Consider the following 21,791-nt stretch of genomic DNA (forward strand, 5'->3'; position numbering starts at 1 on the left):
GGATTTGATTACTAAATTGTGATTTGATACGGGTTAATTATTTCAAAAGGGCATAGAAATCCTGCTCTTCAAAAGAGAGATTTTAAATGTCTTGATAATTTATTTTCAGGAAGCGGGATTTTCTTTTTGGTTCAGAAAGCTGAGTCCTTCTTCTGCTTTGGCACGAACGACGTCCAGTACTTCCTGATTTTTGGCGATACGTTCAATTTGTTCGACAGCACGTTTTTCCTTCATTCTCACTAACGCTTCAATTAGTCTTATTTGAAGATTTGGATCCGTTTGAATTGAAAGCGACTGGATCAAAGCCTGACGTACGCCGGGTTCACTTTCAAATCTTAACAATGCCTGAAAAGCAGCGAGGCGGACATTTACGTTGACATCAAAATTCAAGACATTGACCAGTAACTCCGTTATTTCAGCATCCGCACCTGATACATCGTAGCTTTGAGAAACTGCCTGAATCCGGTCACTGGCCGAGGTATTTTCAGATTTATCAAAAGCCAGTACCTTTCTCATTTTCATTACCGGCTGATTGGTGTCAGTATTGGAAATATAATTATTTTCAGAATCCAGATTTTTGTTAATCCTGTAATTGTAAATATATCCAGAGGCAAATCCCATAATTAACAAACCAAGTCCGGCTGCGATGCGTAACGACCAGCTTGTCAGATTTCTGATTTTTCCTGATTTTTCATTCACAGAATTCAATTCGGCGGGTATCAAAAATTCAGAAGAAGGTTGCTGTTTCCCGGCTTCTGCAAAGTAACGGAATTGTGCTGCGTGGCTTTGCAAATGCTCAGGAATATCACTTGCCAGAAAAAACGACCGAAGATATTTTTCTTCTTCAATTGTCGTTTCTCCATTATAATATTTGTCTAATAAATCTTCAATATCCTGGTTCATAGTCATTGTCTTTTAAATAATTCTCCCTCAACCTCTGGCGCGCTCTGGACAAAATCACTCTGATATTAGCCGCGCTTAATCCCGTTACTTTTTCAATTTCTTCAAAGGAATATTCCTCCACATCACGTAAATGAAGAACAAGTTTTTGCTGCTCTGGAAGTTGTTCAATCAGTTTTCCAATGAGAGATGCATTGTCTGCATTTTCAACCTGTTTGTATGGAGAAACCTGATTTGCTTTTACCTCTGTCATATCAAAATCATAAGCCATCTTTTTTCTGCTGTGTGATTTGATGCGGTCAAGACATTCATTTCTTGTCATTTGCACCGCCAAAGCTTCAACGCTTTGATAAGTTTCCAGTTTCTGTCTGTTTGTCCAAAGCTTTAAAAGTACATTCTGCGTAGCATCTTCCGCCTCCTCGCGATTGCGAAGAAACATTTGCGCCAGCCGGAAAAGGCGGCCCTGCACGGGAATGATATGTTGCTTAAAAGCTTGTAAATCCATTTCAATGACAAAGACGACTGAACCGGAAAACTGTTACAGCCAGAAGGTATTTTTTTATTTTTAATATTGAAGTTATATCAAAAAAAATCCATAACAATCTGTTTAATAGATTATTATGTATTTTAAATTGTGAAAAAAAATTTCAAATCAATCCATTCTTATCGCCTTAACGGGATTCATAACCGCAGCTTTGTAGGTTACTAAACCAACCAATAGACAAACAACCGAAGAGAAAATGATACCTATGCCTGCAAAACTTATCCAGCCAATTTCAACACGGTAAGCATAAGTTTGAAGCCATTTGTTCATGCTGAAAAATGCGAGCGGAAAAGCCGTCAGCATCGCTGCTGCAATCATCATCAAAAATTCCTGCAAAAACAACATGGTAACACTGGTATAGGACGCACCTAAAACTTTTCGGATACCAACTTCACGCGTTCTTCGTGACACATTTAGTGAAACCATTCCTAAAATACCAAGCAAAACAATGATGACAGAAAGAATTGTGGCCACATTCGCAGCCTTTTTTAACTGCATTTCAGTTTTATAAAGTTTGGCCAGCGTATCGTCCATAAAAGAATATTCAAAGGCAGTATCCGGCATTAAGGTTCGCCATTTACTTTCAATTGCGGCAATGGATTGGGAAACATTTCCGGCGGGGATTTTAAAAGAAAGGAAACGGTAAATATTCGCATTTCGAATGTGGATAAAGGCCAAAGGCTTGATTGCCTTATGCATGGATTCAAAATGAAAGTTTTTAACAATTCCACCAATGGTAAGTGGCGCCGAGTTGAAATGCATACGGATCTGTTGCCCAACAGCATCTGTCGGGTTTGTGTAGTCCAGTGATTTGGCCGCTTCTTCATTCAGGACAATTTCGTCCGGCCTGAAAGCGTCTTCTTTAGCATGGAAAAATTTCCCTGCTAAAACAGACAACTGATAAGTGTCCGCATACTTTTCATCGGTGGAAAGAAGCTGTGTATAAATTGACTGGGTTGAATCCTGGCCAATCTTATATAATCCCGTATTTCCGCCAAAATTTCCATTAGGGATTTCATAAGACAAACTTACCTGGTTGACTTCCTTTAAATGAGACATTTCATCACGGATCGCTTCCATTTTCACAATTCCCTCCGGCGTCCAGTCGCGGGGCGTAGCGATGGAAATGATGGATTCTTTGTTATAACCAAGATCTTTACTGAAAAAATAACTCACTTGACGGGCTACCAAAGTTGCGGCTACAAATACAAATAACGCAATCGAAAACTGGGAAGCGATCAACATTCTCCGAAAAAGAATATTTTCCTTAACGGATTTAAGTTTTCCTTTAACCGACTCAACAGCCGGAAGCGCGGATAGAATAAATGCGGGGTAAATCCCTGCCAATAAAGCTGTGACAGATGCAATCAACACAATGATAATGAGGGAGTAGGGAAGAAGTGTGAAAACAGAACTGATCCTTTTCCCCAGCATATCTTCAAAATATGGGCGGAATATTTCGTAGAATCCGACGGATAAGAACATGGCTATAAATGCCAGAATGAAGGATTCGGCCAGGAGTTGGAAAATTAATTGTTTTCGCATACTGCCGAGTACTTTCCGAACGCCAATTTCTTTTAATCTTGACGACGAATTGCCTATGGAAATATTCACAAAATTAACAACAGCCATGAGCAGAATGAAAATGGAAACACCCAAAAGTGTATAGATCATTTTTCTGACCAGACCGTTATTTTGTTCCATGTAAAAAGTTTTCAGCGGGGTAGGGTAAACCTGTAAATTAGCTCTGACATTTTCTGGTGTATTTGTTGCTAAAATCTGTGCAATTGGCTTTTCAAGATCTTTTGGCGTAATACCTTTTCTAAGCTCGATAAAAGTGATCATGTACGGAAATGACCAACTATCCGAGCCATTTCTGCCGTTTAAGCTTTTTAAGGGAATGAAAATTTCGGCCGGGAGTTTTAATAGATTGGTTACTGAATTATTGGGAAGACTTTTTAAAACGGCTGTAATCCGAAATTCCTGTTTGCCGCCGACAAAATTATCAAGGGTAATATTTTTATTTAAAACATCATTTGTCCCAAAATACTTGACGGCCTTTTCTTCGGTGATGGCAATTGAATTGGGTTGTGAAAGTGCTGTCCTGGCATCACCATAAACCAAAGGAAAACCATACATGGAAAGTAAAGTCGAGTCGCCAGCCTGTACTTCTTCGCGGAAATGTTTTTCACCATTTGATACCGCGACGGTTATTCCATCATAACGATAATAGTTGGCGACCAGGTTCGGATATTCCTCTTTCAGCGTTTTTCCCAAAGGACCAAGCGTTCCAAAGTCGATGCCCAAATCCGGTTGCTTCCACTTGCTTTGCAGAATGTATTGGTTATCAGGATTGTTTAATACAGCATTTACCCGCAATTCACCCCAGACATAACTCCCGATCAGGAATGTAAATGTCATTCCGGCAGACAAGCTGAATATACTTACCAGTGAAAAGAATTTCCGTTTGACGAGATTTCGCCACGCGATTTTGAAGTAGTTTTCCAGCATGAGGTTTTTTTGTACTAAAAGTAACGGCCTCAAAACTGCTAATCTAATGTATGAAAGCTATTTAACGATTTTTAACTTTCACACATCAGAATCTTCTTAAATTTTCACCTGAACTGTAACATAAAATCCTCGTCCGTCTGAGGGTAGAATTCCTGGTCCGGGATAGCCCGTAGCGCGACGGGTAAAATACATGCGGTTAGCCAGATTGTTGATACTTCCTTCAAATCTCAGTTTTTTGTATTCATATGAAACGCTGGCATCCATAATCGTGTAGGCAGGAATAATCCCGACTACACCTGTCACCCCGCCGTCAACTGCATTGGTTGCTTCGGTAAACTGGTCGGATAAATGGGTATATTGGAAAGATGCTTTCAGGTTTTTGTAACCAAACCGTACACCGGATTTCAGGTTGAATTTTGGCACAAACTCAACTTGTTTTCCTTTAACACCTACGATCTCACTTTCTTTATAAGTTGAATGAATGACTGCAATATTGGTAAATAACACGCCGCTGAAATTTGTTTTTGGTATCAATAATCTCCAAAAATCAGCTTCACCATAAGATTCCAGTCCCATAATTACTGCCCGGCCAACATTTCCTCTTTTACGAAGGACGCGGTTGCTCTCATCATAAAATTGTACTTCTCCAATACGATTGTTGTAATTCAGATAAAAGCCACTAACATCAAAATTATAAAGTGAAGTTTGATAGCTTCTGATTCCAAGATCCAGCGAATGACCTTTTTCATCTTTCATATTTGGATCAATAACGGATGAAGGATTCGAAATCCGCATATCGCTGAAAGTGATCGAACGGTAATTCTGGGATAAATTTCCGTACATGTCCAGATGTGGTGCTGGTTTATAACTCAGTCCTAAACCGGCAATTACAAATTGTCGCCCATTGGTTCTGTATTCATCTGTTTTTGATATATTGATAATATTTCCTGCCAAATCTCTGGAAATATTTCCGTAGTAACCGTCTGCGATGGTACGAATATATTCAAAACGAATGCCTGGGGTGATTGAAAATTTATCATTGACATATAATATGTTTTCAGCAAAAACAGAAACATTCCGGTTTGGAAAACGGTAGTCATAAGTTACCAGTTTATCCGCATCAACAAAGTTGAAATTCGCATCTTTCCCATTACTTCCGGCTCCTTGTAAGCTGTGATTGAAACCGTGATAATATCTTGTTCCTACCAATAAAACATTTTGTATTTTTCCGGTATAATAACGTTTAAGATATCTGGCTTCTGCGCCCCAGTTTGTAAAATCTCCTTTGATCAAATCTCTTTCGCTGTTATCATCAACAGTCGCCACGCGGTTTGGCCGGAAACCCAGCGAATATCGGAAAGCCGATAAGCCAAAAACGCGAAGGTTAAATTCATTTGTCGCATTAAACTTATGGTCAAAATTTAAAGCAAGCATATTCCAGTTTACTTTGAACCAGTTGCGTTCGCGATTACTTTGACGGGGATCTGTATTAAACATGTCGTCGGATTGTCCGCCTGGCTGTTGAGCCAGATAATTCATGTGCGTAATATCAATGCCAACCTTCGTTTTTTCAGAAATTTGATAGTTGACATTTGAAAAAACGGTCACGTTATTAAAATGTGAATTTGGTCTCCATCCGTCACCTCTTTTGTATTGAACAAAAGTGTAATAACTAAGTTTTCCAACCGTCCCGCTCACGCTCGTAAAGGAATTATAGAAACCGAATGAGCCAGTACTTTGTCTCACGACCAGTTCCACTTTTCGATTTTCAGTAGGCTTTTTCATTACAAAATTCAATAATCCGCCAAACTGCGTTCCGTATTGTAAAGATGCAGCGCCACGGATAATTTGAATTCTTCCCACAGCTTCAATCGGCGGCGTGTAGTAACTCTCAGGATATCCGAGCGCATCAGCGCTGATATCATAACCATTTTGCCGGACATTAAAATTGGAACTCCGGTTGGGATCCAAACCACGGCCGCCGATACTAAGCTGTAATCCGGCTCCGTCATTTTCATAAATGTTAAGTCCCGGAACACGGGCGTAAACTTGTCGGGCATTGTTTGTTGCAAGATTTGCAACCAGCTTATCCGGTAAAATTACTTCTGTTTTTTTGCCTTCATAAATTCCCATATTTTCAACGCCGCGCATTCGGGTATAACCAAAATCGCTTTGTTTTTCAGTGACAGTAACTTCCTCCAGATCGTTTTCTCTGCTGTGTAATACAATTTTTAAAATAATCGGCTGGCCATCTGTTTTAATAGAATGCTGATATGATTTAAAATCGGGGTGGGAGATGTGCACGGTGTGATTACCCGGACTTATAACTGGAACTGAGAATTTTCCGTTTTCATCGCTTGTTGTACTATGCCCTCCTTTGGTCACAAAAATTGTACAGCCTTGAATGGGCAGGCTGTCTTTTTTTGAAATAATAATTCCCGAAAGCTGAGTTTGTGCCAGCGTTTTGGTCATTATCAGACAAAATAGAAAAATATTAAAAACCTTTAATTTCATTATCGAAGTGAGTTATCCAGGATTTGTGTTGGAATGATTCGGTTTCTGCGGCCAGATTAACATCGGGATTTATCAGTGGTCTTCCCAAACGGCCGTTAAGCGCGACGTAAGAATCTACATACACTTCCGGATTCGTGAATCCGTGCCGACTGTAATAATCCCGGAGTATATGGGCATACTGTAAAATCATGTCCGGCTGTGTGGACATAGCCTTTTCCTGTAAAGTGGTCAGAAACAAATTGTTATTTACAATCAGGCTTTTTCCTGTTTTATCTTTTATTTGAAATTGGGTATATCCTGCTTTTTCCATCAGCATTACCCGCCACGAAAAACGATAGCCTTCTTCTGTCCAAAATAATTCGCCGGGATATAATAAATAGCGGAAAGGCAGAGTCAGCTGAATCAGAAAAAAAATTGAAAAAGTAAAAATTATACTATTAATAGTCAGTTTATTGGGCGTATACTTTTTGTCATTTGATAAAAACGAAACCGGTAAATTCAGCAGACTTGCCAATCTGGAAATTATGTTCTGATGAAATTGGCCGGAAAAGAAAATCAATGCCGTAACGATCATGATGTATGGAAACATGCCGATAGGAAAAAGCAGAGCGGTGAGGCCATGGAAAATGACTACGGCCACAAAAGCGTACGGTCGTGTTTTTTTGTTCCAAAGAAAAAATGGAATACTCAGATCATAAAAACATCCAAACCAGCTGAATACATAAGCAATCCATTCATAATTGAAAAGAAAACCAATGACTGGCATGTCGTTTTTTGCAGGTAACCAGATTCTTAGCGGCAAGGCGTTCAGGAGCCAGTCACTATTTAATTTTGCCAGACCAGCATAAAAATAAAGTATGCAGACCATGACTTTGATTGAAAAAATGCACCAGGCCGGAATTAAGCTTGCTTGTATATTTTTATTCCGATAAGCGTCAATGGAAAAGTAAGCGTGAGCGGGCAAAAAGATCAGCATAAAACTGACAATACTTACAAAATAATAGTGATTGAGATAAGTGGATTTGTCGATCAGTTCAATGTAAGTAAAGCTTAGGAATAGTCCGATACTGGCAAATCTGTAAAATAAACCCAACGCCACCAAGAAGGCCGAAATAGCGCAAATGGTAAATAAAAAGTACGTGTATTCACCCAGCGGTTTTATAAATTCAAAACCATAAAACGGGAAAAAATACCTGGGTTGAATATACAGCTGTCCGATCCAGCCTTTGCTCCAAAACCGTACTATGCTCAAAAAAAGCATGGTTCCAAAAGCAATCCTGAAAACGGCCAGGGGAGCGGCAGCAGTATAAGATCGTAAAATTTTAAGCATGCTGAATAAGCAAGTCAAACAACGTAGAAATGAGTTTAGTGCATTGATAATCAGTGCGCTAATGATTGTCAGTCGCCGTCGTTATCAGTATAGGTAATTGCAATACTCATCGCCGAAGTCATATCTACCTTCAACATCCGAACGGCTTTTTGCATTTCCGTGTAAGTATCTTTCATCGCCTGATTATTTGTTTTTACCTCATCATAGAGACTTGGTTTTAGCACATTCAGCTTGGTTTTGATCGCTTCAAACTGTGTGTTTAAAGTTTCACTTAAAGTTTTTCCGGTTGCGCTGTCTTTTGCTCCCAAAGCGTTCAGATAGGTTTTCAATGAAGCTCCTTCAACACCGGTGGTAAAGTTTTTTCCATTGAAAAAGTCAACAAATGCCTGTTGAGCAGTTTTCGCCAGGGTTAACGACAAATCTTTTTTGTAAAAACTTTCTACTTTTTCAGCAGCCGGAATTCCGTTTAACATCGCTCCGGAAGGAATACCGAATTTTCCTGACCGGATATATCTTTCATAATGAAGCACATAAGCGTTGACCATCAAAGATGATGAGGAGCTGATATCCAATCCCGTTTTGCTCACAAAAGTTTCTCGCGCAGTACCCGCCCAGTCGGTTCTTACTTTGGTGATTAGTCCGCTCATTCTGTTGGTAAGCCGATCCAGATGTGCCAGACGTTTTGCCCCTTCCGTTGGTGCCGCGTAATATGCTAAAATGGCTGCGTCATTCGCCCCCACACCATTGATCATATAGTCCAAAGCTGGAAAACCCTGTCTGTCATAGGAGGCAGGGACTTCAAAATTTGGTGCGGTATCAGAAATATCGCTGGTGATGCCTGCAACATTTGCAGGGTAAATGTTGAAATAATTTCGGATTGAATATTTTTCACCCGGACCAAATTCAAAAAGCTCAGCCTTTTGCCATTCTACATATGCATCGGCCCAGGCTTGTCTGAGGGCTGTCAATTCCGATTGCTCAGGTTTAGAGACGAAAGCCGTTTTTTTGGCAACCATCAAATCAAATTTGGTCTGAAAACTGGCGTAAGAAGGAATAATGATATTGTCGGCCAGGTTCGTCAACATATCTTTTCTATTCTTATCCTTGACATCAATGGTTTCTGCCGGAGCATCACCGCTTCCTGAACCTGAACACGACCATAATACACTTGCTAAAAACAAGATTACGGCACTTTTTTGAAAGTTAAGTAGTGTCATCTTTTTAAACAATAATAGTGGACTGATGCGCATGCACACCAGTCCACCGGGGAAATTAATAACGAAATTTATCAGATCTTAAAGCTTGAATTTAGCCTTGATAGCGTCAGAAGCTGCATTGATTTTATCAGGAGTTAAGTCCCAGAAACCATTTGCTGAACCAACAAGTCCAACCAAAATAGCATCAGAAAAAGCAGCATCCGCACCATTGATCGAAGCATAACGCAAAGAGTAAATGAATCCAAGACCTTCACCCATGGCATGTGCACGTGCAGCATCCGTAGTTGAAGTTTTCCATTTGCCCAAATAACCTACTGCCGCTTGTGCAATAGCTCTTTCCATTTCTGTTCTGATGAAAGTTGCCTGTGTTTTCAATTCGGTCGCATCGTTGTTCACGATAGCAGCACGACCTTTTACAAACGCAGGATGGATTTTTGCGTAGCTGGCCTTGTTGTATTCCCAGATGTAAGATCCAAGGAAAGATTCCGAAGTTCCTCTAACAGCATCCGTAGAGCCTGCAAGGTAAACCGGATTTAAAGTCAACAAACCGTATGCCTCGTCCCAGTTGTGTTCCAAAGCAGTATATTTTTGACCTGATACCAGCGTTTTGTTGTCGGCTTCAAGACCTTTTACTAATAATACATTGGAAATATAATCCAGCTGAAGAGCTCCGATTAAGCCTTTTTGAATAATTTGAGCATGCTCAATTCCCTTTGCATCAAGAAGATAAGTTCCTGATTTTCCGGCTACACCTTTAGAAGCTGCTTTCTTGACAGATTTACTAGCTTCTGCATGTGCTGCAAAACTTGTTTCAAGATACGTGTTAGCGGCAGTGATTTCCGCCGCAGTTTTGGAAGAAGCCGTTTTGTCTTTCAACTGAACACCAGAAGAATTCAAAGTTGCTCCAACGATTTTCAAAGAAGGTACGTCAACAAAAGCATTCGATGTATTTGCAAACATGTTTTTCATCACCGCAGCGTCCAATGTGGCTGAATCTCTAACGGCTGCTCCCAAGTAATAATTAAGTGCCTGAAACATTCTGTAGCGGTTGTTGCCGGATGACAGATCAACTGTTGTGTCGCCTTTTGCATCAATAAAAAGCGCTTTGTACGGTGTGGTTGGAGTAACTTTTGCGTAATCGATTTTGGTGCGTAGGTCAACAGCAACGGGTGGTGCAGGAACATCGTCGTCGTCATCGCTGCATGAGGATAGACTAACCGCTACTATTGCCGCGAACAACAGCGATTTCATTGTAAAATTGCTTTTCAACATTCGTGAAGTGAGTTTTTGTTAGGATATGAAGCAACATTCGGCACCAATTATTTAGACTAATACCAAATGAGCATCACAAACATATGTATTATTTAGAATTAGAACAAATTGTTTATTCTTTTTGCACGAAATAATTGATCAGTATCATTACACTTCAAATGAAGCGCAGCCTTCAACCAGATGATATTCAACAGGATAAAACAAGCATAAAAAATAAAAAACTCCTGAGAAAAATCCGGTTAGGGAATTTCTCAGGAGTTTTAAAACGAGGTTGGCTTAGTTAAACTTTATTACTTTCCGCCCTTGGCTTCTTTCTTGTTTTTCTTTGCGTAACTTTTTTCAGCCGTTTTTGCTTTTTCAAAATCCAGTACGACACCATTGATACAATAGCGTAAGCCTGTTGGTGGCGGTCCGTCATCAAAAACGTGGCCTAAATGCGATTTACATCTTCCGCAAGTAACTTCCGTTCTAACCATTCCTAACGATTTGTCGGTATGATAAACGATAGAAGTTTTGCTGATAGGTTCGTAGAAACTTGGCCAGCCGCAACCGCTATCAAATTTAGTATCACTTTTGAAAAGTGGATTACCACAAACTGCACAGTAATAGGTTCCTATCTCTTTTGAAGTTTCAAATTTGCTCGTGCCGGGACGCTCTGTTCCTTTCAATCTCGCCACCTGAAAAACTTCTGCCGGAAGAATCTTTTTCCACTCCGTTTCTGATGTTGTGACCTTACTGGTGTCGGTATGAGAGTAAACCGGGCTTTTTGGTGTCGTAATCTGAGCATATGAACTTTGAAACCAAAATGCCAATACGCTGCAAACTAGCATCACTAACTTAATTCTCATATGTTTTTAGTTTGAAATCCTGATGTAAAAAATATACGAAATTTGTATCCGTAAAGATTAAACATTACGAAATTTGTCAATGTTCCGTTTGGTCAAAAATAGAGAGATTCAATATTAAATAAACGACGATAAATCCTGCACTCCCAACATTCTGGTTGTCGTAAAACCTTCACCATACTTCACGCCAATCGCATGTCCCATTTCCTGGGCGCGGGCGATGATGAAATTTAAAAATTCGGGTGATGAAATATAGCTTTGTGGTTCGTTGCTGTTTTCGTCATAATCCGGATTGAAAAACTGGCTCTTGAATGCTCTGATGGCTTGAACTTTCTGATCATGAAAATCGGTGATATTCACAACAAAATCCGGTTTGATATAACGATCCTGGATAATATGAAATACCAGACGAGGTCTCCATGCTTCCTGCTTGTTTCCTTCACTGTCAAATGTTTCAATCATTCTCAGTCCTGAATAAAAACAACTGTCAGAAACCAGTTTTCCACCACGTGCATGATCAGGATGGCGGTCGTCGAAAGCATTAGTAATGACAATATCCGGTTGGTATTTTCTGATAAACGGAATGATCGCTTTTTGATGCGCTTCGTCATTCGCAAAAAATCCGTCAGCAATACCAACATTGTCACGAACTGAAATTCCCAGAACATCCGCCGCATCAGCAGCTTCCTGAATGCGGCCTTCCGGTGTTCCTCTTGTTCCCAGTTCTCCACGTGTCAAATCAACAATCCCAACTTTTTTTCCTAATGCCATTTGTGCAAGCAAAGTACCTGCGCAGCCTAGTTCAACATCATCAGGATGGGCCGTAATGGCCAGAATATCAAGTTTCATTAGGTGAATTTTTTATTTATTCTTTTAAAAAAAATGGAGCTGAATCAAATTCAGCTCCATTTTCTGCTCTATTTAATTCTTATTTTTTGTCCCAAACGTAAGGTTGAACGGGTACTGATCCTGTTCTTTTTGGCGATGGTTGAAATCGAAACGCCATATTTTCCGGCAATGGATGATAAAGTGTCTCCGGAACGTACTTTGTGCAAAATTGAACGGGTGTAAGCTACGGGAGCATCACCTGATTCAAATTCGCTTTTTGTCGCCCGTCCGCCACGAAGGTGATTCCAGACACTGCTGGTTAACAGAAAATGATCAGATTTGATTTGTTTATTGTCCCAGTCAAAAATGTTTCGGGCATCAAAAGGATTTCCCTCATACCGGTTTTCATAATGTAAATGTGAGCCTGAACTGCGGCCTGTATTTCCCCCCAAACCAATCACTTCGCCGGCTTTTACCATTTGTCCGGATTCTACCAACTGTTTAGAAAGGTGGCCGTACAAGGTTTCAAGACCATTATAATGTCGAACCAAAATAAATTTACCATAACCACTTCCGTCAAAAGCAACAATGCGGACCATACCGTCATAAGTTGATCTTACAGTATCACCCGTTTCCAGGTCAAGGTCAGTTCCGTTGTGCCACCGGCCCCAGCGAAATGCGAAATTCGAAGTTGTTTTTGTCTCCGTCATGGGCGTACTCCACATACGGTTGATAGCAGGATTGTATAAAGTAAGGTCAACAGGTTCATCAAAATCCAACGGACTTAATCCATAAGGATTAATAGTGCGCGAATCCCAGATTACATAATATTCAGCAGATTTTACCCATTCGTCGCCAACAAGAAGAGAATCTACAACTTCAACAACATCCGTTTCTCCTTCGTCAATCGTGGAGGTATCTTCACTGACAACCGGATTTAGCGGTTTTACGGGTTCGAACTGGCTTTGGAATTTTAAAGTGGAAGTTTCGACTTGAAATTCGTCCTCGGGTTGAGGTGTCCCTACTTTGGTTGGGCCTTCGTTGGCATTACTGCCGGCCTGATTGATTTTTGGATTTTTTTTGAACTTTCCTCGCTCTTGCGCTTGCGTGTTCCAGGGGATCAGACACACGACCATTAGCAAACCAACAATAAGCTTTTCTCTCATAAATATAATTACTGTATCGGGCTGGTCACTGTGATTTCCACAATGGCCAGCCCGACTTAAATGTCAAATTTATTCCAGGGTTATTCTTAGTTTATTTCAAGGATATCATCAGCGATCACTTCCACTTCACGTTCCATCAGGAATCGTTCAGCGTCCAGTGCCGCCATACAGCCAGTTCCCGCGGCTGTAATAGCCTGACGGTAAACGTTATCCTGAGCATCACCACAAGCAAACACACCCTGAACATTGGTATGCGCACTTCCTTTGATGGTTTTGATATAACCTGTTTCGTCCATATCAATATAACCTTTGAAAATTTCAGTATTTGGTTTATGACCAATCGCTACGAAAAATCCGGTTACGTCAAGAAGTGTTTCTTCTTCTGTTTTATTATTTTTCACCAAAACACTTTCCAAACCTTCTTCTCCATTCAAAGAAACGGTTTCAGTGTTCCAAAGAATTTCAATATTTGGAAGTGTTTCCAAACGTTTCTGCATGATTTTAGAAGCACGCATTTCATCACGACGAACTACCAGATATACTTTACGAGCTAACTTGGCAAGATAACTCGCTTCCTCAGCCGCAGTATCACCAGCGCCTACAACCACAACATCCTGTCCACGGAAAAAGAAACCATCACAAACCGCACAGGCAGAAACCCCACGGCCATTCAGTCTTTCTTCACCTTCGATGCCAAGCCATTTTGCAGTAGCGCCAGTGGAGATAATCACTGAATCAGCAAGAATTTCTTTCTTACCATCAATAATTACTTTGCGAGGGTAAGTAGTAAAGTCAACCGCTGTGGCCATACCGTAACGGATATCAGCACCAAATCGTCTTGCTTGTTTTTCGAAATTGACCATCATTTCAGGCCCTGTGATTCCGTCAGGATATCCCGGATAATTGTCCACTTCGGTAGTAATTGTCAATTGACCACCAGGCTGGGCTCCCTGGTAAAGAACAGGATTTAAACCAGCTCTTGAAGCATATATAGCAGCGGTGTAGCCGGCAGGACCGGAACCAATAATAAGGCAGTCTACTTTTTCAGATGTCATGTTAATTTCTTACTTATAGTATTCAAAAATCTTTAATTCAAGTATTTACAGTGCAGAACAGCCATTTTGCTATTCAGTGTGTCAGTGTGATTATGGAGCGATTTGTAATTTTACGCTCACGCAAGGATAACATATCATTTTGTACAAAAGTGCGAAATTTCACTCCTTTATGCAAATTTCTTATAAAACCCTCCATTCAATCCGGCGGTTCTTTTGGCGATTTTCTTCGGAGTCATTTTTTGCCACTGGTTTTGTTTTTCCAAAACCTTTTGCGGTAAGTCTTTCGGGTTCAACGCCTGATTTTTTCAAATAATCCAGAACGGATTGTGCTCTTTTTTTAGACAATTCCAGATTGGTCTGTTCGCTCCCAACATCATCTGTATGTCCGGATATTTCTATGCTGATCTGTTTGTTGTTTTTTAAAAATTCAACCATCCGGTTCAGTTCCACTTTCGATTTGTCGTCTAGCGTAAACTCACCGGTATTGAAGAAAATGTTATTTAATACTTCAATCCTGTCTTTTTCAATCGCCTCCAAAGGAATATCCAGATTCACCGAAGAAGCAGAATCCGTAACTGAAAAAGTAAGACTTTTGAACAGATAACCACTTTTGGAAACGTAGAAAGCATATTCACTTCCTTTATTTAATACAGCGAGAAAATTACCGGTTTGCGTATCAGAAGAAAATTCAGCTACTTTTTCCTGTCTTTTCAGATCATACAATTCAATACTCGACGCCAGCGGTTTGTTTGTTTTTTTATCAAAAACCTTACCTTTTGCATAGCGGGTAGGGGTGACCAGATTTTGCAGTGAATCTGGTAAATCAAAAGTATATAATAAGGAACGGCCTTTGGATTTTTCAGAACTATCGTCGGTATAATATCCTTTTTTCCCATTTGAGGAAATAAACAAACCAACCTGATCTGCTTGTGTATTAATCGGATAACCAATATTTTTCGGCGTTGTCCAGGTGGTATCAGCTTTTTCTGATAAAAATATATCAAATCCGCCCATACCTGTCAATCCATTAGAAGCGTAAAAAAGCGTACGGCCGTTAGCGTGAATAAAAGGAGCATTTTCGTCATCAGGCGTATTGATTACCGGACCAAGATTTTTAGGATCAGACCATTGACCTTTATCCTTCAAAACCGAAAACCAGATATCCGATCGCCCAATTCCGCCCCGACGGTCTGATGCGAAATAAAGAGTCCTGCCATCTGCAGACAAGGAAGGTTGTGATTCCCAGTTTCTCGAATTTATATTTTCACCTACATTTTGCGGCGTACTCCACTCATTTCCCTGTTTGTGAGAAATGTACAAATCACAGCCGCCATAACTATCAGGACGGTTACAGGCGGTCAAAACCAATGTTCTTCCATCGGCTGAAATACTGCAGGTTCCTTCATTATTTGTGGTATTGATTGCTTTTGAAATTTCCTCCGGTACATCCCAGCCGCCGGGAATGCGGTGTGTTACATAGATATTTTCATCCCGATTTTCCGTCAATCCGGTAAAAATAAGTGTTTCATCATCCGCCGTCATAACAGGAAAAAATTGGGAATTGAGAAAATTGACCGTATCGCCCAATGATTTTTTATGCACCTTCATTGGATTTTTCATCGCCATTTGTGCGAACCTTGAAGAAGCCGAACTTTTCTTTGCCAGGCGCGCTAATCCTGATTTTGGTGGAGAAAGTGCCAGCGCTTTTTCAAAATAAACGGCCGCAGAATCATATTTTTCCTCCTTAAATAAATTACTTCCCAGCCATTGATAAGCGGAAGAAGATTGAGGATCCGATGGACGGAGTTGCACAAATCGGGCGAAATGTTTTCTGGTAAGTTCCGTTTTCTTTTGCAGTTCATATATCTGCGCCAGTCTTAAATGAATTTCGGAATTGTTTGGATCTGTTTCTTCCACTTTTTCAAACAATACCATTGCTTCATTCAGCTGCCTTGTCTGCCATGCTTTTTGCGCTTTATCAAAATTTTCCTTGCCACGACGCGACAAAGGCGCATCTTGTGCGTGACTGTTTGTTGAAAAAAACCAACCTGAAAAAAGCAGTGTCAGAAGAAGGCTGCGCATTACGGAATATTCATATATTTATGAGTTTGTAACGACATTTTCCACTTCGGATTGTCTTTGATGTAATCTATTATCAAAGGAAGCATCTGTTCGTGTTTACTCCATTCCGGCTGCAAAAGTAAAGTGCAGTTTTCATTCACTTTGGAAGCGTGTTCTTCTGCAAATTCAAAATCACTCTTGTTATAAATGATCGCTTTAAGTTCGTTCGCGTTTTCATAAATATCCGGGTGTGGCGTTTTAAATTTCTTTGGAGAAAAACAAACCCAGTTCCAATGTCCGGTAAACGGATAAACACCGGAAGTTTCAATATTTGTCTGGAAACCAGCTTCTTGCAAAGCACCGGTAAGGGCATCAAGATGATACATTAATGGTTCTCCGCCAGTAATGACAGCCAGGCGGCCGCGGTATTCCAGGGCACCTTCAACAATTGTACTTATTTCCTGTTTCGGATGCGCATTGGCATCCCAGGATTCTTTCACATCACACCAGTGACAACCTACTTCACATCCGCCCAGACGGATAAAATAGGCAGCTTTTCCACTATGCTGGCCTTCTCCCTGCAAAGTGTAAAAGGCTTCCATGACCGGAAGCTGGCTGGTGACGATGGGTAATGTTTCAGTTAGCAAAATTCAAAAAGTAGATAAACGATATAAAAATTCAGTACAAAGATAGATGGTAACAAAAGAAATCCTGAAATAATTTAAAATCAGGAAAAGTCTTTGTGTCTGAGATACTGAATTTTAAAAAATTTCAGTCGGGATAAAATGAATTTTGTGCAAGGCTTGTTAGTCTTCAAATAATGAAAACTTTATAGTCAGCAAATAAAATAGCTGAATGAATGCCATCTTTGCATTATGATAAGTAACACAGTACAACAGCAGGAAGCAATTTGCGCTTTGGCTACACCATCCGGCGTGGGCGCAATCGGCGTGATCCGCGTTTCAGGACAAGATTCTATTTCCATTGTCAACGATATATTTAAAGGTAAAAACCTGAATTTGGTTGAGAGCCATACCGCACATTTTGGAACAATCCAATCGGATACTGAATTGATTGATGAGGTTTTGGTAACTGTTTTCAAAAATCCAAAATCCTTTACCAAAGAAGATTCCGTTGAGATTTCCTGTCATGGTTCGGATTATATAATCAAACAGATTTTAAAACTTCTTATCAAAAAAGGAGCAAGAATCGCACGTCCGGGAGAATTTACGCAGCGCGCCTTTTTGAACGGACAGTTTGACTTGGTACAGGCTGAGGCAGTAGCGGATTTAATTGCAGCCGATTCAGAAGCCAGTCATAAAACTGCTTTAAATCAATTGAGAGGCGGTTTTTCAAAAAAATTGGCTTCGCTAAGAACTGAATTAATTCATTTTGCTTCCCTGGTTGAACTTGAACTGGATTTCGGCGAAGAAGATGTTGAGTTTGCAGAAAGGGACGATTTAAGAAGATTGATTCAGAAATTGCGCCAAACAATCGCTCCGTTAATTGAATCTTTTGATTTTGGAAATGCGCTGAAAGAAGGTGTTCCGGTAGCGATTATCGGTTCTCCAAATGTTGGAAAATCTACATTATTGAATGCGCTTTTGAATGAAGAAAAAGCCATCGTAACCAGTGTCGCAGGAACAACCCGTGATGTGATTGAGGACACGATGATTCTGGAAGGATTGAAATTCAGATTCATCGACACCGCCGGAATTCGTGAAACTACGGATCTGGTTGAATCGATAGGAATCGAACGTTCGCGCGGAGCGATGGAAAAAGCGGATATTGTAATTTTTCTGTTTGACAGCGAACAGACATTTCAAGAAAACAAGCAAGTTGCTACTGAACTTGCTGTTGGAAAAGATCTGCTATGGGTTTTTAACAAAATTGATATTGAACCTGAAACTTTCAATAAGTTAAAATCTGAAAATCCGGAAATTATCGGCATTTCCGCTCAAACCCAGGAAGGTTTACAGACATTAACGCAGGTTTTGGTAAATCGCGTTTATGGGCAGGCGGCTACGGATACGGTTGTGACTAATCTTCGTCATTACGAGCATCTATTAAAAACGCAGGATGCTTTGAATGAAGTTATCAATGGTTTGGATACTGGGATTACAGGTGATTTCCTGGCGCAGGATATCAGGTTGTCGCTGCATCATTTGGGGGAAATTACGGGGACTATTGTTACGGATGATTTGTTGGATAATATTTTTTCGAAGTTTTGTATCGGAAAGTAGGCGTTCAAAACAACGATAAATAACACTAATCAAAAATATATAAAGGTTTGAAAATTAGCCAATTAGGCGAAATTTTCAAACCTTTTCTTTTTGGATTTTTACGTAGATTTTTTCATTTTTGTCCCTCATTTGTCCCTCAAGATTTGGAAAATATTGAGGGTAACAAATAGGGGAGAGATTACTTCCCTTATTTACCCTTAAATCATCTTATTTACCCTTAGGTAACCTTATTGGCGCTTATGAGTTCCAACATTAGTATAACAAGAATCTGCGAGCACTGCGACCAAGAATTCACCGCCAGAACGACTGTAACGCGGTTTTGTGGAGACGTGTGTGCAAAGCGTGATTATAAGCTTCGACGTAAGAATGCAAAGCAAAAAATCATGAGAACTAAGATTCTGGAAAGTGACAAAAAGACTCAGGCGCTGAGGGACGAACCTAAGAATTTGGTTCTCAATAAAGAATTCCTAACAGTTAAAGATTCTGCCTTCGTTTTAGGTTGCTCGACAAAGGCAATACATCTAATGATTAGATCCGGCAGGTTAAACGCAGTCAATCTTAGTCAAAGAAAGACTGGGATTTTACGGAGTGAAATTCAGAAGCTTTTCGTTTTACCAGAATTAGCCGTTAAGCCCGTAAAAAAAGTTGAATTAATTGAAGAACCCCTTACAAAGGCAAATTGCTACACGGTTGAACAGATTACCACCTTGTTTGGTGTGTCTCGGGACTCAGTGTATAGCATGGTTAATAGGAGGCGGATTCCCAAATTTCAGGAAGGGAAAGAGATTTATATTTCCAAAAAGCACATTGAGAAAGCATATCGTTTATCAAAAGGAGCAGGAAAATGAGTAAAGTAACTTTAAGAAGAAAGGTAATTGGGAAGGGAAGAAGTTCATTATTTCTTGATATGTACCCGCCTGTGGTACATCCTGACACAGGAATTTTGACCCGGAAGCATTATTTGAAAATTTACATTTATAATAAGCCTAAGACCGAGCTTGAAAGAGCACATAACAGGGAAACAATCGAATTGGCTGAAACCATCCGTGCTAGAAGGCAGCTGGAAGTTCAAAACCGGCGGTTTGATTTTTTATCGAGCAGGATGCTCAATGGCGATTTTGTTAGTTTTTTTGAAGATCAAAGGGCCAAGCGAAAAACGGGGAATGCTGAGAACTGGCGAATGTCAGTGAATTATTTTAAGAGTTTTGCTGGTGAGAAACTTCTTTTCCCGCATATAAACGAAACCTTTTGTGAAGAATATGCTGATTATCTTTTGTCGGCTCCAGGCATTGGCCGGAGAGGAAGAAAGATTTCCAAAAACACGGCCGTAAGTTATTTCGCAAAATTCAGGGCCACGCTTAAAGAAGCATATAGAAAAGGCTTCTTAGCAAGCAATCTGGGTGAAATCGTCGAGAGCATCTCTCCCAAAGATACACACCGTGAGTTCTTGTTCCTTGACGAATTGCAAAATCTTACAGACGCCCCGTGTAAATCTGAGGTAGTTAGGAAAGCGTCCCTTTTTTCCGCTCTGACCGGATTGAGGTTCTCAGATATTCATTCGCTTGAATGGAAGGAATTAAGAGGTTCGATAGGAAATTACTTTATTCAATTTTCAACCGATAAAACAGGAAGTGCTGAGTTTTTACCGATTTCAGATCAAGCTTATGGATTGCTTGGTGAAAAGGGAGATGGCAAAGTTTTTAAAGGGTTGAAGTATCACAATGTAGACAATATACTTCCGGATTGGCTTAAGACAGCAGGGATAGATAAACATATCACATTCCATTGTTTTAGACACACATTTGCTACACTTCAGTTAGTTCTGGGGACAGACATTGTGACGGTCTCTAAATTACTGGGACATCGTGATATCAAAACAACGATGATCTATGTGAAAATTGTTGACAAACTCAAAAGAGATGCGTCACACAGAATCAAGCTGGATTTTGGAAAGAATTGGCTATCGGTAGCTTAAATTATCCTGAGCATCAATTTTATCTGATCCATCATTAATTGTTTTCCTTTTTTATTTTAAGATCAAACCTTTTCAGCTTTATGCAAAATCAAATAGAAATATATCGTAGCAGTGATGGCCAGACTCAAATTGAGGTAAATTTTGGAGAAGAAACCGTATGGCTCAATAGGAATCAATTGGCTGACCTTTTTGGTCGTGATGTGAAAACAATAGGTAAGCATGTAAACAATGTATTTCTTGAAGCAGAATTAGAGAAGTGTGCAGTTGTCGCAAATATTGCGACAACTGCAGCAGACGGTAAGGTTTACCAGGTAGATCACTATAATCTTGATGTAATAATATCAGTTGGCTACCGGGTTAAATCACAGCAAGGAACTCAATTCCGGCAGTGGGCCACACAGCGTTTAAAAGATTATCTGGTTCAGGGGTATGCCATTAACGAGAAACGCTTGAATCAAAAGCAACAAGAAGTACAGACCCTGAAGGATGGAATTCGGATACTAAGCCGGGCAATTGTAACAAAAATAGGCGATGCCGATCTAACATTGCTCGACCAATTCGCCAAAGGTCTTGAATTACTAGACGATTACGATCATGAAAAATTGGATTCAAAGGGTATTACAACACGCCAGGCACAGTTTCCGGATTTATCGGATTACCGAAATATCATCGAGAGTATGAGAAGAGATTTCGACTCAGATATTTTTGGCAGGGAAAAGGATGATAGCTTTCAGAGCTCCGTTGCACAAATCAGTAAAGGATTTGGCGATATCGACTTCTATCCCTCAATTGAAGAAAAAGCAGCTACATTACTCTATCTGATTATTAAGAACCATTCATTTGTTGATGGGAATAAGCGAATTGCTGCTGCCTGCTTTTTACTTTTTTTAGAAAATAACAATATTTTAAAAACAAAATCTGGACTTATGATCATAAGTAATGAAGCACTGGCAAGTCTGACTCTTTTTGCTGCGGCAAGTAAACCAGAGGAAATGGGCACAGTTAAAAAGCTAATTATAAGTGTTTTAAACAGGAATCGTTAGCTTATTCGAATTTCTTAAATTCGATGTTCCAAGTATAGTTGCCAATTACTTATTTAATGTATGAGATTGTGATTTGGTGAAAAAAGAGGAAAATGTAAACCCGATTTTCCAGTTTTAGTTGTCCAAGAATTGGGAGGCCCTCAATACAGTCTCGGTTTTTGAATTTTAGCTGCCCAAGAATTGGGTTAGCATTTATTTCGACTTAACATTTTTGATTCGAGCTTTATGAGGCCAGGAGACTGATTATTTGACTTAAAAATGAGTTCCAAGTTGGGTTAAAAATTGTC

General features: G+C 40.0%; 17 protein-coding genes. 4 read left to right on the plus strand and 13 right to left on the minus strand.

Annotated elements, in window-relative coordinates; translation table 11 throughout:
• Positions 1–105 precede the first annotated feature (105 nt).
• From IEE83_RS08170 to IEE83_RS08230, 13 genes are all read right to left on the minus strand, one after another.
• On the minus strand, positions 106–903 hold the full coding sequence (locus tag IEE83_RS08170; RefSeq protein WP_194120111.1) for a HEAT repeat domain-containing protein: 798 nt from the start codon (positions 901–903) through the stop codon (positions 106–108).
• Positions 887–1,405, minus strand: a complete 519-nt coding sequence (locus IEE83_RS08175) for a GFO_1088 family ECF-type sigma factor (RefSeq protein WP_194120112.1) — start codon at positions 1,403–1,405, stop codon at positions 887–889. The genes IEE83_RS08170 and IEE83_RS08175 overlap by 17 nt, the downstream gene beginning before the upstream one ends.
• Positions 1,406–1,552: 147 nt before the next feature.
• Positions 1,553–3,955: an ABC transporter permease gene (locus IEE83_RS08180; RefSeq protein ID WP_194120113.1), complete on the minus strand. Its 2,403-nt coding sequence runs from the start codon at positions 3,953–3,955 to the stop codon at positions 1,553–1,555.
• 96 nt (positions 3,956–4,051) lie between these two features.
• Positions 4,052–6,427 carry a TonB-dependent receptor domain-containing protein gene (locus tag IEE83_RS08185; RefSeq protein WP_228101723.1) on the minus strand — a complete coding sequence of 792 codons (2,376 nt, stop codon included), beginning with the start codon at positions 6,425–6,427 and terminating at the stop codon, positions 4,052–4,054.
• 22 nt (positions 6,428–6,449) lie between these two features.
• Positions 6,450–7,799: an HTTM domain-containing protein gene (locus tag IEE83_RS08190; RefSeq protein WP_194120115.1), complete on the minus strand. Its 1,350-nt coding sequence runs from the start codon at positions 7,797–7,799 to the stop codon at positions 6,450–6,452.
• A gap of 68 nt (positions 7,800–7,867) precedes the next feature.
• Complete coding sequence (locus IEE83_RS08195; RefSeq protein ID WP_194120116.1) at positions 7,868–9,016, minus strand: imelysin family protein; 1,149 nt, start codon at positions 9,014–9,016, stop codon at positions 7,868–7,870.
• A 78-nt stretch (positions 9,017–9,094) separates the two neighbouring features.
• Entirely contained in the window at positions 9,095–10,267 is a 1,173-nt protein-coding gene (locus tag IEE83_RS08200) for a DUF4856 domain-containing protein (protein ID WP_228101724.1), read from the minus strand.
• 311 nt (positions 10,268–10,578) lie between these two features.
• Positions 10,579–11,136: a peptide-methionine (R)-S-oxide reductase MsrB gene (gene msrB / locus IEE83_RS08205; protein WP_194120118.1), complete on the minus strand. Its 558-nt coding sequence runs from the start codon at positions 11,134–11,136 to the stop codon at positions 10,579–10,581.
• Positions 11,137–11,250: 114 nt separating this feature from the next.
• A complete protein-coding gene (gene bshB1 / locus IEE83_RS08210; RefSeq protein ID WP_194120119.1) occupies positions 11,251–11,982 on the minus strand; it encodes a bacillithiol biosynthesis deacetylase BshB1 in 732 nt (243 codons plus the stop codon).
• Between the two features lie 68 nt (positions 11,983–12,050).
• Positions 12,051–13,127: a M23 family metallopeptidase gene (locus tag IEE83_RS08215; RefSeq protein ID WP_194120120.1), complete on the minus strand. Its 1,077-nt coding sequence runs from the start codon at positions 13,125–13,127 to the stop codon at positions 12,051–12,053.
• A gap of 86 nt (positions 13,128–13,213) precedes the next feature.
• Positions 13,214–14,182, minus strand: coding sequence for a thioredoxin-disulfide reductase (trxB, locus tag IEE83_RS08220; RefSeq protein ID WP_194120121.1), 969 nt, complete (start codon positions 14,180–14,182; stop codon positions 13,214–13,216).
• A gap of 180 nt (positions 14,183–14,362) precedes the next feature.
• Positions 14,363–16,264, minus strand: a complete 1,902-nt coding sequence (locus tag IEE83_RS08225; protein WP_194120122.1) for an OmpA family protein — start codon at positions 16,262–16,264, stop codon at positions 14,363–14,365.
• Positions 16,264–16,845, minus strand: a complete 582-nt coding sequence (locus IEE83_RS08230; RefSeq protein WP_194123340.1) for a 7-carboxy-7-deazaguanine synthase QueE — start codon at positions 16,843–16,845, stop codon at positions 16,264–16,266. The genes IEE83_RS08225 and IEE83_RS08230 overlap by 1 nt, the downstream gene beginning before the upstream one ends.
• Positions 16,846–17,118: 273 nt before the next feature.
• Here IEE83_RS08230 and mnmE point away from each other — a divergent pair, with 273 nt between their 5' ends.
• From mnmE to IEE83_RS08250, 4 genes are all read left to right on the plus strand, one after another.
• Positions 17,119–18,486 carry a tRNA uridine-5-carboxymethylaminomethyl(34) synthesis GTPase MnmE gene (gene mnmE / locus IEE83_RS08235; RefSeq protein ID WP_194120123.1) on the plus strand — a complete coding sequence of 456 codons (1,368 nt, stop codon included), beginning with the start codon at positions 17,119–17,121 and terminating at the stop codon, positions 18,484–18,486.
• A gap of 383 nt (positions 18,487–18,869) precedes the next feature.
• Positions 18,870–19,334, plus strand: coding sequence for a helix-turn-helix domain-containing protein (locus IEE83_RS08240; RefSeq protein WP_194120124.1), 465 nt, complete (start codon positions 18,870–18,872; stop codon positions 19,332–19,334).
• On the plus strand, positions 19,331–20,461 hold the full coding sequence (locus IEE83_RS08245) for a site-specific integrase (protein ID WP_194120125.1): 1,131 nt from the start codon (positions 19,331–19,333) through the stop codon (positions 20,459–20,461). Before IEE83_RS08240 ends, IEE83_RS08245 begins: the two co-directional genes overlap by 4 nt.
• A gap of 80 nt (positions 20,462–20,541) precedes the next feature.
• The gene (locus tag IEE83_RS08250; protein ID WP_194120126.1) at positions 20,542–21,504 is read left to right on the plus strand and encodes a virulence RhuM family protein/type II toxin-antitoxin system death-on-curing family toxin; all 963 of its coding nucleotides are present in this window, start codon (positions 20,542–20,544) and stop codon (positions 21,502–21,504) included.
• Positions 21,505–21,791 lie beyond the last annotated feature (287 nt).

This window comes from Dyadobacter subterraneus, assembly GCF_015221875.1.
GTDB classification, from domain to species: domain Bacteria; phylum Bacteroidota; class Bacteroidia; order Cytophagales; family Spirosomataceae; genus Dyadobacter; species Dyadobacter subterraneus.

Bases quoted from the DNA above. Each gene is read 5' to 3' on its own strand.
- IEE83_RS08185 (WP_228101723.1), bottom strand. From the start codon at position 6,427: ATGACCAAAACGCTGGCACAAACTCAGCTTTCGGGAATTATTATTTCA.
- IEE83_RS08190 (WP_194120115.1), bottom strand. From the start codon at position 7,799: ATGCTTAAAATTTTACGATCTTATACTGCTGCCGCTCCCCTGGCCGTT.
- IEE83_RS08230 (WP_194123340.1), bottom strand. From the start codon at position 16,845: ATGGAAGCCTTTTACACTTTGCAGGGAGAAGGCCAGCATAGTGGAAAA.
- msrB (WP_194120118.1), bottom strand. From the start codon at position 11,136: ATGAGAATTAAGTTAGTGATGCTAGTTTGCAGCGTATTGGCATTTTGG.
- IEE83_RS08250 (WP_194120126.1), top strand. From the start codon at position 20,542: ATGCAAAATCAAATAGAAATATATCGTAGCAGTGATGGCCAGACTCAA.
- IEE83_RS08180 (WP_194120113.1), bottom strand. From the start codon at position 3,955: ATGCTGGAAAACTACTTCAAAATCGCGTGGCGAAATCTCGTCAAACGG.
- IEE83_RS08240 (WP_194120124.1), top strand. From the start codon at position 18,870: ATGAGAACTAAGATTCTGGAAAGTGACAAAAAGACTCAGGCGCTGAGG.
- bshB1 (WP_194120119.1), bottom strand. From the start codon at position 11,982: ATGAAACTTGATATTCTGGCCATTACGGCCCATCCTGATGATGTTGAA.
- IEE83_RS08195 (WP_194120116.1), bottom strand. From the start codon at position 9,016: ATGACACTACTTAACTTTCAAAAAAGTGCCGTAATCTTGTTTTTAGCA.
- IEE83_RS08200 (WP_228101724.1), bottom strand. From the start codon at position 10,267: ATGAAATCGCTGTTGTTCGCGGCAATAGTAGCGGTTAGTCTATCCTCA.
- IEE83_RS08245 (WP_194120125.1), top strand. From the start codon at position 19,331: ATGAGTAAAGTAACTTTAAGAAGAAAGGTAATTGGGAAGGGAAGAAGT.
- IEE83_RS08170 (WP_194120111.1), bottom strand. From the start codon at position 903: ATGAACCAGGATATTGAAGATTTATTAGACAAATATTATAATGGAGAA.
- mnmE (WP_194120123.1), top strand. From the start codon at position 17,119: ATGATAAGTAACACAGTACAACAGCAGGAAGCAATTTGCGCTTTGGCT.
- trxB (WP_194120121.1), bottom strand. From the start codon at position 14,182: ATGACATCTGAAAAAGTAGACTGCCTTATTATTGGTTCCGGTCCTGCC.
- IEE83_RS08225 (WP_194120122.1), bottom strand. From the start codon at position 16,264: ATGCGCAGCCTTCTTCTGACACTGCTTTTTTCAGGTTGGTTTTTTTCA.
- IEE83_RS08175 (WP_194120112.1), bottom strand. From the start codon at position 1,405: ATGGATTTACAAGCTTTTAAGCAACATATCATTCCCGTGCAGGGCCGC.
- IEE83_RS08215 (WP_194120120.1), bottom strand. From the start codon at position 13,127: ATGAGAGAAAAGCTTATTGTTGGTTTGCTAATGGTCGTGTGTCTGATC.